We start from the raw sequence: 14,146 nt of genomic DNA on the forward strand, positions 1-14,146 counted from the left end.
CCATGTTGTACGAGACACCGGACCTCGACGAGGTCGACGTCGCTGTTCTCCACGAGATCGATGCCATCCGTCGCGAGATGGCCGCTGTACTGCGCGCCCCGAAACGATGGTCCGGGGGCCTGCGCCGGACGACCCAAGCGCGTGCCATCAGGGGGTCGAACAGCATCGAGGGGTACGACGTGACCCCCGAGGATGCGGCGGCTGCAGTCGAGGGCGATGAGCCGCTGACGGCGGATGAGCGCACGTGGAAGGAGATCGAGGGCTATCGGCGCGTGCTCACGTACGTGCTGCGCATGGCGACGTTGCCGGGGTTCGCTCTTGATGCTCACACGCTCCGGACGATGCACTTCATGCTCCTCGAACATGACCTGTCGAAGAGCCCCGGCGAGTTCCGGCGGGCAGCCATCTACGTTCAAGACGAATCGACCGGAGCGAACGTCTACGAGGGGCCCGATCCGGACGACGTGCCGGCCCTCATCGACGCACTGGTCGACGCCATGAGTGCGTCGTCGGGGGAGCACAGCATGGTTCGTGGTGCCATGGCTCACTTGAACTTCGTCATGATCCACCCTTTCCGTGATGGCAACGGACGTATGGCCCGCGTCCTGCAGACGCTGGTGCTCGCCACCGACGACATTCTCGAGCCGGAGTTCTCCAGCATCGAGGAGTGGTTGGGCGCCAACACGCGGGCCTACTACGACGTCCTGGCCGCGACGGGGCAGGGTGCCTGGAACCCCCAGCGCGACGCGACGGCGTGGGTGAAGTTCTCTCTCAGAGCCCACCACCAGCAGGCCCAGACGCTCCGGCGCCGTTTCCGCGACGCGGAGAACGTCTGGAGCGCGCTCGACGATCTCGTGGCGACGACAGGGGTGCCCGAGCGTTCGGTCGACGCACTCTTCGACGCTGCCCTGGGCATCCGCATCCGGCGCAGCACCTACGTCAACCGCACCGGCGTGGAAGAACGCACAGCGACACGTGATCTGGCGGCGCTGGCCACGGCGGGGCTGCTCAGCCCGGAGGGGCCGACGCGCGGCCGCGGCCGCTACTACCTCCCGGGCGAGCTCTTGCAGAACGTCGTCCGCGAGGCGCGTGGTGAGCGCACCCTCGTCGACCCGTACCCCGACCTCATGCGGCAGATCCGCATGAACCTGCCGTAGCGTCGAGGCGCGTTCAGCACCTGACACGATGACTCACGTGACGAGTGAGATCCACGGCATCAGCAGCAGGTCCAGCTGACGCGTTCGGGCTTCGCCCCCCCGCCCGCTCCGCGCGCCATGCAGACCCCGATCGGGCCCATGGTGGCCGGACGCCGCCTTGCGGCTTCACCGAGACGTGGAGGTCGTGCGCGCACGTTGACGCCCGATCGCGCTGGGCGTGCTGATTGAATGGCCCGCATGGCATCACCGCAGGGTTTCGAGGACAAGGTCGCCTTCGTCTGGAAGGTCGCCGACACGCTGCGCGGCACGTTCCGTCAGCACGAGTACGGCCAGGTGATGCTGCCGCTGCTCGTGCTGCGCCGCATGGACGCCGTGCTCGTCGACACCAAGCCCGCCGTGCTCGCGAAGGCGAAGACGTTCGAGACGATCGCCGCCCCGCAGGCGATGATGCTGAAGAAGGTGGCGGGGCAGCGGTTCTACAACATCTCGCGCTTCACGTTCACGAGTCTGCTGAGCGACGACAAGGCGCTCGCGGAGAACCTGTCGAATTACATCCGCGGTCTGAGCAGCGACGCCTACGTCGTCATGGAGGCATACAACCTCGACGACAAGATCGCGCGCATGGATCGCGCGGGCATCCTCTACCGCGTACTCGCCGACTTCGCCGACCTCGATCTGCGGCCGAGCGTCGTGAGCAACGAGGCGATGGGGTACATCTTCGAAGACCTGTTGCGGCGCTTCTCGGAGATGAGCAACGAGACGGCCGGTGAGCACTACACACCGCGCGAGGTGATCCGTCTCATGGTCGAGTTGCTCGTCGGCGGCGAGGCGCACCGCGAGCTCGTCGAGAACCCCCTGCCGGTGCGCACCGTCTACGATCCCGCGGCGGGCACCGGCGGCATGCTCATGACGGCGATGGAGCACATGAGGGCGCTCAACCCCGAAACCGAGGTGAAGGTCTACGGCCAGGAGCTCAACGACGAGACGTGGGCCATCGCGCAATCGGACCTCATGATGCAGGACATCGACCCCAAGCAGATGCGCAACGGCAACTCGTTGACGCAGGACGCGTTCAGCGGTGAGCACTTCGACTTCATCCTCGCCAACCCGCCCTACGGCGTGAACTGGGCCGGGTACGCCGCCCCCATCAAGGAGGAGCACGCCAAGCAGGGCATGAACGGACGCTTCGGCGCGGGGCTGCCGCGCTCGTCCGACGGCTCACTGCTGTTCCTGCAGCACATGCTCTCGAAGATGAAGCCGACGGGCTCGCGCGTCAGCATCGTGCTGTCGGGCTCGCCATTGTTCTCCGGCGCGGCCGACTCGGGGGAGTCGCGCATCCGCCAGTGGATCCTCGAGAACGACTGGCTCGAAGGCATCGTCGCGCTGCCGGATCAGATGTTCTACAACACCAGCATCTCGACGTACGTGTGGATCCTGACGAACGACAAGGCCGACGCCGACCGCGGCCTCGTCAAGCTCGTCGACGCCCGCGCCATGGGCACGAAGATGCGCAAATCGCTCGGCGACAAGCGCAAGGAGTTGACGGCCGACGCCATCGCCGAGATCGGGCGCCTCTACGGCGGCGCCCTCGACGAGGCGGACGGCGATGCGCGCGTCAAGGTGCTGCCGCGCGAGGCGTTCGGGTTCCAGCGCATCACGGTGGAGCGCCCGATGCGCCGCCGCTGGGAGGTGACGACGGAGGCCGTCGCCGACGCGCCGTTCGACGTGTTCGCGCCCCTGGTCGGTCAGCGGTTCCAGACGGAGAAGGCACTGCTCGCGGAGGCCGACGCGATCACGAAGCTGACGGCGGCGCAGCGCAAGAAGTTCGCCACCGCGTGCGCCGTGGCCGACCCCGACGCGCCGATCGTCACGAAGAAGGGGCAGGCCGAACCCGACCCCGACCTGCGCGACGCCGAGAACGTGCCCCTGCCCGACGGGTGGTTCTCGCTCGACCCCGACGCCCGTGAGACCGCCCTGCGGGAGACAGCTGAGGCGCACCTCGAATCCGAGATCCGCCCCTACGTGCCGGACGCGTGGATCGACCACACGAAGACCAAGATCGGCGTCGAGATCCCCTTCACCCGCCAGTTCTACGTCTACGAACCGCCCCGCCCGGTCGAAGAGATCGCCGCCGAGATCCGCGACCTCGAAACGCAGATTCAAGGCTGGATGAAGGATCTGGGGCTGTGAGCCACACCGTGCCTGGCTTCGGCACCATTCCGGCTGCCTGGAAGGTGGTTCCTGCTCGACGCGTGCTGTTTCTGCAGAAGCGCCCCCCGAGCGATGAGGGAGTGGTGACCGCATTCCGCGACGGTGTAGTGACTCTACGGGCGAACAGGCGGATGGAGGGGTTCACGGAAGCGGTCAAAGAGATCGGGTATCAAGGCGTTCGGCCCGGAGACTTGGTGATCCATTCTATGGATGGATTCGCAGGAGCTATTGGAGTGTCAGATAGCTGTGGGAGGATGTCTCCCGTCGCCAACATCTACGCTGTTCGTGGTGATGCGCGCTACATGGCAGCGGTCCTTCGCACACTGGCCCTGACTGGCTTCGTGGCCTCGCTGGCCAAGGGGATTCGTGAGCGCTCCACGTCATTCGACGACGGGACGGTGCGATCTCTCATGCTTCCGTATCCGCCGATCGATCAGCAGCGACAGATTGCGGACTTCCTCGACGAACGGGTAGCCCGCATCGACCAGATCATCGCCGCGCGGAAAACCCAAGTGGCCTCTGTCAAGCAGGTTCAAACTGCGTACCTACAGGGCGAGTTCAACGCGGCCGCCGTAGGGCATGGGACAGCTCGTCTCGGATACCTGCTGAGCAATCTCGAACAGGGTTGGTCCCCTCAGGCTGATGCGACCCCTGCCGAGGGGGGCCAATGGGGTGTCATGCGCGCGGGTTCTGTCAACGGCGGGTTCTTTCGTGCTGGCGACAACAAGGCGCTTCCCGAGGGATTGGAGCCTCGCACCGAGTACGAAATCCATGGGGGTGACATCCTCATGTCGCGAGCGAGTGGGTCGCCTGAGCTGATCGGTAGCGTCGCTGTCGTACCGCAGGATGTGCGACCCAAGCTGCTTTTTCCGGACAAGCTCTACCGCCTTACGCTGCTCCCGGGGTGGTCTGCGGACTTCGTCGTGGGCATGCTCCGTGCTCATGAGAATCGGGAACGCATACGTTTGGGGATCAGTGGCGCGGAGGGCATGGCGAACAACCTGCCGTCGGGCGTTATTCGCGGGCTGCGGGTGCCGCAGCTGAGCTTGAGAGGGCAGGGCGAAGTAGTAGAACGTCTGGCTGCGCGGCAACAAGCTGACCGTAACTTCGAGGCCGTAACCCTGCGCAGCATCGAACTTCTCACCGAATACAAGCAGTCCCTCATCACGGCCGCCGTCTCGGGTGAGTTCGACGTGACGACGGCTTCGACACGAATCCCCGGGGAGCACGCATGACCGTGACGCAGGAGAAGGCGTTCGAGGCGAACATCGAGGCGCACCTGCTCGGTGCGGGGTGGATCAGCGTCGACCCGACGACGTACGACCGCAAGCGCGGCCTGTTTCCCGACGAGGTGATCGCGTTCGTCGAGGCGTCCCAACCGAAGGCGTGGGCGCAGCTCGTCACGCGTCACGGCGGCGAGCCTGCGGCGCGGGAGAAGTTCGTCACCGTCGTGCAGCAGCAGGTCGACCACCGCGGCACGCTCGACGTGCTCCGCAATGGCGTCAAGGATTCCGGCGTGCCGGTGAAGCTGTGCTACTTCAAGCCCGCCTCGGGGCTCAACGACGAGATGCAGCGCAAGTACGACGCGAACCGGCTCGGCGTCGTGCGTCAGCTGCACCACTCCGAGTCGAACCCCCGCGATTCGCTCGACCTCGCGCTCGTCGTCAACGGCCTGCCCGTCGCGTCCGCCGAACTGAAGAACCCGCTGAGCGGGCAGGGCATCGAGCATGCGATGGCGCAGTACCGCAGCGACCGCAACCCGGCCGACCTCGTCTTCGCGAGCCGCATGCTCGTGCACTTCGCCGTCGACCCGCACGCCGTCGCGATGACGACGCGGCTCGCAGGCTCGGCGACACGCTTCCTGCCCTTCAACCAGGGCTCCGCGGGCCCTGGCCACCCGGGCAGCGCCGGTAACCCGCCCGTCGACCCCGCGAGCGGTGGCTACCAGAGCGCCTACCTGTGGGAGCAGGTGTGGCAGCGCGACGCGTGGCTGGATCTGCTCGGCACCTTCCTGCACGTCAGCGACGGCACAGTGCTGTTCCCCCGCTTCCACCAGTGGCACGCGGTGCGTTCGATCCTCGACGCCACCCGCCGCGACGGTGCGGGCGTCGACCGACTCATCCAGCACTCGGCGGGCTCGGGCAAGTCAAACACCATCGCGTGGACGGCACACTCGCTCTCGCGCCTGCACGGCGAGGACGACACGCCGATCTTCGACAAGGTCGTCGTCATCACCGACCGCACGGTGCTCGACCGTCAGCTGCAGGAGACCGTCGCCGGGCTCGAACACACCCCCGGCACGATCGTGCGCATCGACAAGAACTCGGCGCAGCTCAAGGAAGCACTCGAAGGCAACGCGGCCCGCGTCATCATCACGACGCTGCAGAAGTTCCCCGTCGTCGTCGAACTCGCGAAGAAGGCCGCCGCCGAGGGGGAGACGAGCGAGGTGGCCGGCAAGCGGTTCGCCGTCATCGTCGACGAGGCCCACAGCTCCACCGGCGGCGACGGCATGAAGAAACTCAAGGGCGTCCTGCGCGGAGACGACCGGCTCGAGGCCGAGGAAGCTGCGCAGGCCGAAGCGGAAGAAGCCGAAGAGGCGAACGATGCGTTGCTCGCCTCCGCGAAGCAACGCGGCAAGAGCACGAACCTGTCGTTCTTCGCGTTCACGGCCACGCCGAAACCGAAGACGCTCGAACAGTTCGGGGAGAAGGACGCCGAGGGTGACTACCGCCCCTTCCACACGTACTCGATGCGCCAGGCCATCGACGAGGGCTTCATCCTCGACGTGCTCGCCTCCTACACGACGTACGACGTCTACTACCGCCTCGCCAACACCGAGCCGCGCGACGATGTCGACCTCGACACCCGCAAGGGCCGCGCCGCACTCGCCCGGTTCGCGTCGCTGCACCCGTACGAGCTCGACGCGAAGGCGGAGATCATCGTCGAGCACTTCCGCGCCAAGACGATGAACAAGATCGACGGCCGGGCCAAGGCCATGGTCGTGACGCGCTCACGGCTGCACGCGGTGCGCACCCAGGAGGCCATCGCGCGCTACATCGAACGCATGGGGTACGACACGGGCGCTCGTCCGCTGCGCGCGCTCGTCGCGTTCTCCGGCACCGTCACCGAGGACGGGGCGCCCGACGTCGTGCTCACCGAGGCGTCGATCAACGGCTTCGCCGAGTCGCAGCTCCCCAAGCGGTTCAAGGAGGACGACGACGCGAAGTTCCTCGTCGTCGCCGAGAAGTACCAGACCGGGTTCGACGAGCCGCTGCTGCACACGATGTACGTCGACAAGAAGCTCGCCGGGGTGAAGGCGGTGCAGACGCTGTCGCGGCTCAACCGCACGCGGCCGGGCAAGCAGGACACGTTCGTGCTCGACTTCGCGAACACCGCCGAGGAGATCCGCGACGCGTTCGCGCCGTTCTACGAGCAATCGTTCGCGGCGCCGACCGACCCGAACATCCTTTACACGCTGCAGCACGACCTCGAATCGGCGGGCGTGCTGTCGCTCGCCGAGATGGAGGCGGCGGTTGTCGCCCTGCTCGACGGGGCGGACGCGAAGCAGCCCGCCATCTACGCGAACGTGGGCGCGGCCGTCGGGCGATTCATCGCCCTCGACGACGACGCGGCCGAAGAGTTCCGCAGCACGCTCGAACAGTTCGTGCGCGCGTACGCGTTTCTCGCGCAGGTCATGCCGTGGGTCGACGCGACGCTGGAGCGGCTGTTCCTCTACGGCAAGCTGCTGCTCGCCGACCTGCCGCAGCGCGAGAGCGACCCGATGCCGCAGCTGTCGAAGGCCGTCCAGCTCACACACCTGCGGCTGTCGGTCTCGCACGAGGGCGACATCGGGCTCGAGGCGAGCGACGAGGCGGGCGTCGCACTGCCCGGCGAGGGCAAGGGCTCGCAGAACGAGCCGGAGAAGGACAAGCTCTCGGCGCTCATCGAGGCGATGAACGAGAAGTTCGGCGCCGACCTGGGCGAGGGCGACCGCATCTGGATCGACCAGCAATGGGCCGCCGTCAAGGACAACGACCGCCTGCGCGTCGTCGCGCAGTACAACGACCGCTCCGCCTTCGAGCTGGTGCTCGAACAACTGCTCGCCGACGTCATGCTCGAACGGCACGACGCGAACGAGCAGTTCGTCAACTCCTACTTCGAGAAGCCGGGCCTCAAGCGGGCGCTGATCGGCCACCTCGCCGGCACGTACGACGAGTTCCGACGGGAGATGGTGGGGTGAGCGGGCAAGGCCGGCGCCCGTCCACGGCGGACCGGTGGCATCGACTGCGCCGCTCGCCGAGCATGCGGGCGGCGCTCGCGCTCGTGCTTGCGGCCCTGGGCGTCGTTGCGGTCATCTACGGCGCGCGTGCCATCGTCCGCGACCCACTGCGCCCGGGCGCCGTGCGCGCCGGCGAACCGGTCGGCGGGGGCGTGGCGGCCGAGCCGTCGTCCGGCTCGTCGCCGAACGTCGAGACCGCGCAGGCCGCGACGCCGGCGTCGACGTCGTCGATCGTGTGGGCGCTGTCAGCGCGCTTCGGCCAAACCCAGTTCGCGCTCGCGCAGACGACGTGCGCGGGCACACCCTGCCCGGCCCTGCTGCGCACCCAGGACGGCGGCCGCACCTGGCAGCAGGTGCACTCCTTCACGCAGGCCGACGTGTCGTCCGCGCAGGGCGACGCGCAACCCCTCATCCAACCCGCCGGCGCGATCAGCGACTTGCGCTTCCTCGACGCGCGCACCGGGTACCTGTTCGGCTCCGACCTGTGGGTCACCCACGACGGTGGTCGCAGCTTCACGCAGGTGCAGCACCCCGGCGTCAGCGTTCTCGACGTCGCCGTTCACGACGGCCAGGCCCACGCCCTCACCGCCGCGAGCTGCATCCAAGGTGGCTGCACCGGACGCCTCGAGGTCGCCCGCATCGGCACCGGCCGAACGCCCGCTGTCACCGACGCCGTCGCGGGCGTCACGCCGCCCGGCGAGGTGAGCGACGCCGGCATCGTGACGGCCGGCGAGAACCTGCTCGTCCTCGCGCACGCCGAACGCAGCGGCGGCGAAGCCTCCGGCGCGTGGCGACTCACGGGCGACGCCCTCACGCCGCTGTCGACCCCGCCCGCGTGCAACGGCAAGACGATCGAAGCGGCGACCGGCCTCGGCGCGACGTCACGGATGGTCGCCGTCTGCGACGCCGTCGTCACGTCCCGCTCGACGAGCTACTCCACCGTCACGAGCGTCGACGGCGGCGCGACGTGGCAGCTCGTCGGCGCCGGCAACCTCACACTGCCCACGCAGGGACACGTGACGATCGCCGCGAAGGATCCGACACACGTCGTCGCCGTCAGCGGCGGCCCACGCGAAGCCCTCGACGGCACGACGCGATCGCTCAGCGACATCGCCGTCGCCGCGAGCAAGGACGGCGGCGCGTCGTGGACGGAGGGTTCCCCGACGCCGCGCCCCAGCCCGGGAGGGTTCGACTCCCTGCAGGCGAGCCAGCCCGGCGTCGCCGCCGTCACGCGCCATGACGGGGACATCTGGACCTCCGCCGACAACGGCGTGCACTGGTCACGCCACGCTGTGGTGCACGGTGATTGAATGACGACATGAGCGATGTGGAGCCCAGCATCCCGGCCGACTACCCCCGCGAGTGGGAGGCCGACGTCGTCCTGCGCGACGGTTCGGTGGCCCACGTGCGCCCCATCCGCCCCGACGACGCCGAACGCATCCACCGCTTCCACGCCGCGCAGAGCGAGGAATCGATCTACCTGCGCTTCTTCGCCCCGATCAAGCGCCTGAGCGATCGTGACGTGCGCCGCTTCACGCACGTCGACTACGTCGAACGAGTCGCCCTCGTCGCGACCGTTGGCGACGACATCATCGGCATCGGCCGCTACGACCGCCTCGGAGGGCGCGACGCGACGAGCGCCGAGGTCGCGTTCAACGTCGCCGACAGTTTCCAGGGCCGCGGCGTCGGCTCCGTCATGCTCGAGCATCTCGCGGCGATCGGCGCCGAGAACGGCGTCGCCGAGTTCGTCGCCGACGTGCTGCCGCAGAACCGCAAGATGATCCAGGTCTTCACCGAGGCCGGCTACGACGTCAGCCGCAACTTCGACGACGGCGTCATCTCCGTGCGATTCGAGATCGAGCCCAACGAGAAGTCGCAGGCCGTGCGCCTCGCGCGCGAGCAGCGCGCCGAGTCGCAGTCGGTGCGTGCGCTGCTCAACCCGTCGTCGATCGCCGTCGTCGGCGTCTCGCGCGACGGACGCTCCGTCGGCGGCCGCGTGCTCGCCAACCTCGTCGAGGGCGGCTACCGCGGCACGCTCCACGTCGTGCACCCCGAGGCGGGGACGATCGAGGGCCTGCCGACAGTGCCCTCGATCAGCGCGATCGGGGAACCGGTCGACCTCGTCGTCATCGCCGTGCCGGCTCCGAAGGTGCTCGACGTCGTCGCCGAGTGCGGCGGCGCGGGCGTGCGAGCGCTGCTCGTCGTCTCCGCCGGGTTCGCCGAGTCGGGCCCCGAGGGCGCCGAGCGTCAGGCCCAGCTGCTCGCGCTGGCCCGCCGACACGGCATGCGCGTCGTCGGGCCGAACAGTTTCGGGCTCATCAACACGCGCGAGGACACGCGCCTCAACGCCTCCATCGCCTACGAGATGCCGCCCGCCGGCCACCTCGGGCTATTCGCGCAGAGCGGTGCGCTCGGCATCGCCGTGCTCGCGAGCGCCGGACGGCGCGGCCTCGGCCTGTCCGATTTCGCTTCCGCCGGCAACCGCATCGACGTCTCCGGCAACGACCTCCTGCAGTACTGGATCGACGACGACGACACCCACGCCGTCGGCCTCTACCTCGAATCGGTCGGCAACCCGCGCAAGTTCACGCGTATCGCGCGGCAGCTCGCGCTGCGCAAACCCGTCGTCGTCGTGAAGTCCGAGGTCTCCGCGTTCGGACGCCCGCCCGGGCACCGCGTCCGGGAGACACGGACGCCTCCGCGTGCCTTCCGCGAGATGCTGCGCCAGAGCGGCGTCATCCGCGTCGGCAACGTCCACCAACTCTTCGACGTAGCGCAGCTCGTCGTCAACCAGCCGCTGCCGAAGGGGCGGCGCGTCGCCGTCGTCGCCAACTCCGACGCGCTCGGCGCGCTGTGCGGTGACGCGGCGTTGAGCTGGAAGCTCGACGTCACCCGCGGCCCCGTCGCCGTCGCCGCGGACGCGAGTGAGGACGCGTTCCGTGACGCGCTCGTTGCCGCGTTCGAGGACGAGAACGTCGACTCGGTCGTCGCGAGCTTCATCCCGCCGCTCATCACGGGCGGGCGTGACGTCGCGCGCACCGTCGCCGCCGTCAGCGCGCAGTACGACAAGCCCTGCGTCACGACGTTCCTCGGCATCGACGGTGTGAGCGACGACCTGTCGGCGTCCGCGCCCGACGGTTCGACGCGCATCGTGCCTTCCTACCCGATGCCCGAGGACGGCGTGCGAGCGCTCGCCGCCGCGACGAACTACGCCGAGTGGCGCGGGCGCGATCGCGGTGAACCCGTCGCGCCGCTCGGCATCGACCGCAAGGGCGTGCACGAGATGGTGCGTTCCATCATGGCCGAATCGCCCGACGGGCGGGAGCTCACCGCCGACGAGACCGCGCAGCTGCTCGCGCTCGCCAGGATCTCGGTGTGGCCCTCCGTTCCGGCGCGCTCGCCCAAGGAGGCGGTCGACGCGGCCGAGGAGCTGGGCTTCCCCGTCGTCGTCAAGTCGATCGCGCCGCAGGTGCGTCACCAGGTCGCGAGCGCGCTGCGCGCCGACCTGCGCTCGCCGCTCGCCGTCGTCGAGGCCTACGAGGCGCTCGCGGAGCGTCTCGAGGAGTACGGCCCCGACCAGTTCGTCGTGCAGAAGATGGCGACCCCCGGCATCGGCTGCTCCGTCACGAGCGTCGAGGATCCGCTGTTCGGCCCCGTCGTCTCGTTCTCCGTCTCCGGCCCGCCGACCGACCTGCTCGACGACGTCGGTTACCGCAACCCGCCGCTGACGACCGGTGACGTGAGCGAACTCGTCAGCTCGATCAAGGCGTGGCCGCTGCTCGACGGCAGTCGCGGGCGCGGCATCGACCGCGCCGCCATCGAGGATCTCGTGGCGCGGGTGTCGGTGCTCGCCGACGAGAACCCCGAGATCGCCCACCTCGAACTCAACCCGGTGAGCACGCACCCCGGCGGCCTCGACGTCCTCGGCGCGCGCATCACGCTGGCGCCCGCGTCGCTGCGTCAGGACTCGGGCCGACGGGCCATGACGTGAGGTCGCCCTCCAGAGGCGAGCGCGGGCCGCAGGATGGGATGATGGCAGGCATGGCTCAGAACCTTCCCGCCGACCTCGCTCGTGCCATCGACAAGGCTGGCTATTTTCCCGCGCTCGTGCGCGACGTCGTGGCCACCGCGCTCGCCGGTGACGAGGTGCGCCAGCACCTCGTGCACGTGGAGACGACCTTCGAGCAGGACGAACTGCTGCGTCACATCACGGTGCTCGTGCTGACGCCGACGAAGCTCGTCATCGTTCACGCCGACGACCACGACGACTCAGCCGCCGGGGGTGTGCGCTCGACGCGTCAGGCCGTGACGGCGACGTCGGAGACGGTCGCGCTGTCGTTCGTGCGCGGCGTGACGCTGACGCACGTCGTCACCTCCCCGGAGCGCTACCGCTCCGGCAGCCTCGGGCGCGAGGTGACGCTGACGATCGGCTGGGGCACGATCAGCCGCATCGACCTGCTGCCCGCGACGTGCGGCGACCCGAACTGCGACGCCGACCACGGCTACGACGGCACGATCACCGGCGACGACATCAGCCTGCGCATCTCCGCCGACGCCGAGGGAGAGGGTCACCTGCAGCAGGCGATGACGTTCGCGCACGCCCTGTCGGCCGTCGTCGGCTCCGCGGCCCGCTGACGCCCGCGATGAAGGCTCCCCGCTACGACGCCGACGGGCTCGCCGGTGTGCTGCCGTCCGTGGCACGCAGCCTCGACCCCGTCGCGTTCGCGGGGGCCGGGCGCAAGCTGCCGCAGGCGCGCGCGGCGATCGTCGTCCTCGCCGACGGGCTGGGCGCGCGGCTGCTGCGCCGTCAGAGCGCGCACGCACCGTTCCTGCGCGAGCACCTCGAGCGGATGCAGACCCTCGCCGCGGGCTTCCCGACGACGACGGCGACGTCGATGGGCACGTTCGGCACCGGCCTGCCCCCCGGTGCGCACGGCCTGGCCGGCTACCTCGTCGTCGACCCCGCGACGGGGCGCGTGTTCAACGAGCTGACGTGGAAGGACGGGCCGAATCCGCAGGCGTGGCAACCGAACCCGACGGTGTTCGAACGCGCCGACGCCGCCGGGCTGCGTCCCGCCATGATCGGACCCGGCTACTTCGACGGCTCGGGCCTGACGAACGCCGCCCTGCGCGGCGCGACGTTCTACCCGGCCGAGGGGCTCGACGACCGCGTCGACGCGGCGCTGGCCGCCACCCGGCGCGGTCACCGACTCGTCTACCTCTACTGGGGCGAGATCGACAAGGCCGGCCACGTCCACGGCGTCGGCTCGCCGCAGTGGGCGCACGAGCTCGCCGTGTTCGACGACGCGATGGCGCGCCTCGACTTCGGGCGCCCCGCGGGCACGTCTCTCACGCTGACCGCCGACCACGGCATGGTCGACGTCCCGCTCGACGCGCGCGTCGACATCGCGACGACGCCGCACCTGCGCGACGGCGTCCGACGCGTCGGGGGAGAGATGCGCGCGCTGCACCTGTACGTCGAGCCGGGGGCGCTCGCGGACGTCGAGTCGCGTTGGCGCGCCGAGATCGGCGCGCACGGACACGTCTTCACCCGCGAACAGCTCGCCGACGCCGGCTGGGTCGGCGCGCTCGATCCCGCCACCGCCGGACGCTTCGGCGACGTCGTCGTCTCCGTCACGAGCGCGCGCGGGTACGTCGACTCGCGTGTCATGAGCGACCGCGTGCTCACGCTGCTCGGCCAGCACGGTGCGATGACGCCCGACGAACTCGACGTGCCGTTCCTCCACCTCGGCGCGCGCTAGGGTGACTGACCGTGGCTGAGCTCGTGTTTTTCACCGGAACGATGGATTGCGGCAAGTCGACGCTGGCGCTGCAGATGGATCACAACCATGCCGCGCGCGGCCGTCGCGGCATCGTCCTCACCCAGCACGACCGCGCCGGTGAGGCCGTCATCTCCTCCCGCCTCGGCCTGCGCCGCGAGGCCCTCGAGGTGAACGCCGGCCTCGACCTGTGGGATCTCGCCGTCTCCGCGCGCGTCACCCTCGGCGAGCTCGACTACGTCATCGCCGACGAGGTGCAGTTCTACGAGCCCGAGCAGATCGATCAGCTCGCGCGCGTCGTCGACGAACTCGACGTCGACGTCTTCGCGTTCGGCATCACCGCCGACTTCAAGACCCAACTGTTCCCCGGCTCGCGTCGCCTGTTCGAACTCGCCGACCGCACACAGCTGCTGCAGGTCGAGGCGTTGTGCTGGTGCGGCAAGCGCGCGACGCACAACGCCCGCGTCGTCGACGGCACGATGGTCGTCGAGGGCGAGCAGGTCGTCGTCGGCGACACCGGCGACCAGGGCGAGACGCCACTCGTCGAGTACGAGGTACTGTGCCGGCGCCACTTCATGCGTCGCATGACGTCACATGCCGCGCGCACGATCGGGGCGCAGCAGATGCCGTTCGACCTCGACGTCTGCCCGGTGCCCGCCTCGACGTTCGTCGCGTCCGAGCCTGCGGGCGAATCGTCGACGGCACACGAAGGCCCCTGA

At 69.2% G+C, this 14,146-nt stretch carries 9 protein-coding genes; all 9 read left to right on the forward strand.

All coding sequences use genetic code 11. From position 1 onward, the window contains the following. Nucleotides 1–2 precede the first annotated feature (2 nt). The 9 genes from ABH936_RS01050 (at nucleotide 3) to ABH936_RS01090 (ending at nucleotide 14,146) form a co-directional block, all read left to right on the forward strand. Nucleotides 3–1,157, forward strand: coding sequence for a Fic family protein (locus ABH936_RS01050; protein WP_074039171.1), 1,155 nt, complete (start codon nucleotides 3–5; stop codon nucleotides 1,155–1,157). Nucleotides 1,158–1,394: 237 nt separating this feature from the next. Continuing rightward, a complete protein-coding gene (locus ABH936_RS01055) occupies nucleotides 1,395–3,347 on the forward strand; it encodes a class I SAM-dependent DNA methyltransferase (protein WP_074039172.1) in 1,953 nt (650 codons plus the stop codon). After that, nucleotides 3,344–4,603, forward strand: a complete 1,260-nt coding sequence (locus ABH936_RS01060) for a hypothetical protein (protein ID WP_139023657.1) — start codon at nucleotides 3,344–3,346, stop codon at nucleotides 4,601–4,603. Before ABH936_RS01055 ends, ABH936_RS01060 begins: the two co-directional genes overlap by 4 nt. Further along, complete coding sequence (locus tag ABH936_RS01065; protein WP_074039173.1) at nucleotides 4,600–7,608, forward strand: type I restriction endonuclease subunit R; 3,009 nt, start codon at nucleotides 4,600–4,602, stop codon at nucleotides 7,606–7,608. Before ABH936_RS01060 ends, ABH936_RS01065 begins: the two co-directional genes overlap by 4 nt. Further along, nucleotides 7,605–8,957 carry a sialidase family protein gene (locus tag ABH936_RS01070; RefSeq protein ID WP_143181178.1) on the forward strand — a complete coding sequence of 451 codons (1,353 nt, stop codon included), beginning with the start codon at nucleotides 7,605–7,607 and terminating at the stop codon, nucleotides 8,955–8,957. The genes ABH936_RS01065 and ABH936_RS01070 overlap by 4 nt, the downstream gene beginning before the upstream one ends. An 8-nt stretch (nucleotides 8,958–8,965) precedes the next feature. Continuing rightward, nucleotides 8,966–11,638, forward strand: coding sequence for a GNAT family N-acetyltransferase (locus tag ABH936_RS01075; RefSeq protein WP_404602169.1), 2,673 nt, complete (start codon nucleotides 8,966–8,968; stop codon nucleotides 11,636–11,638). Nucleotides 11,639–11,679: 41 nt separating this feature from the next. Further along, nucleotides 11,680–12,282 carry a DUF5998 family protein gene (locus ABH936_RS01080; protein WP_144693948.1) on the forward strand — a complete coding sequence of 201 codons (603 nt, stop codon included), beginning with the start codon at nucleotides 11,680–11,682 and terminating at the stop codon, nucleotides 12,280–12,282. Between the two features lie 8 nt (nucleotides 12,283–12,290). Then, the gene (locus ABH936_RS01085; RefSeq protein WP_038567839.1) at nucleotides 12,291–13,409 is read left to right on the forward strand and encodes an alkaline phosphatase family protein; all 1,119 of its coding nucleotides are present in this window, start codon (nucleotides 12,291–12,293) and stop codon (nucleotides 13,407–13,409) included. Between the two features lie 11 nt (nucleotides 13,410–13,420). Next, nucleotides 13,421–14,146, forward strand: a complete 726-nt coding sequence (locus ABH936_RS01090; RefSeq protein WP_062255883.1) for a thymidine kinase — start codon at nucleotides 13,421–13,423, stop codon at nucleotides 14,144–14,146.

Source organism: Dermacoccus sp. GAS27A, assembly GCF_044909235.1.
In the GTDB taxonomy this organism is placed as follows: domain Bacteria; phylum Actinomycetota; class Actinomycetes; order Actinomycetales; family Dermatophilaceae; genus Dermacoccus; species Dermacoccus nishinomiyaensis.

What these genes read in the sequence shown, in the direction of transcription:
- ABH936_RS01050 (WP_074039171.1), top strand. Translation starts at nt 3, where the DNA reads ATGTTGTACGAGACACCGGACCTCGACGAGGTCGACGTCGCTGTTCTC.
- ABH936_RS01055 (WP_074039172.1), top strand. Translation starts at nt 1,395, where the DNA reads ATGGCATCACCGCAGGGTTTCGAGGACAAGGTCGCCTTCGTCTGGAAG.
- ABH936_RS01065 (WP_074039173.1), top strand. Translation starts at nt 4,600, where the DNA reads ATGACCGTGACGCAGGAGAAGGCGTTCGAGGCGAACATCGAGGCGCAC.
- ABH936_RS01075 (WP_404602169.1), top strand. Translation starts at nt 8,966, where the DNA reads ATGAGCGATGTGGAGCCCAGCATCCCGGCCGACTACCCCCGCGAGTGG.
- ABH936_RS01080 (WP_144693948.1), top strand. Translation starts at nt 11,680, where the DNA reads ATGGCAGGCATGGCTCAGAACCTTCCCGCCGACCTCGCTCGTGCCATC.
- ABH936_RS01085 (WP_038567839.1), top strand. Translation starts at nt 12,291, where the DNA reads ATGAAGGCTCCCCGCTACGACGCCGACGGGCTCGCCGGTGTGCTGCCG.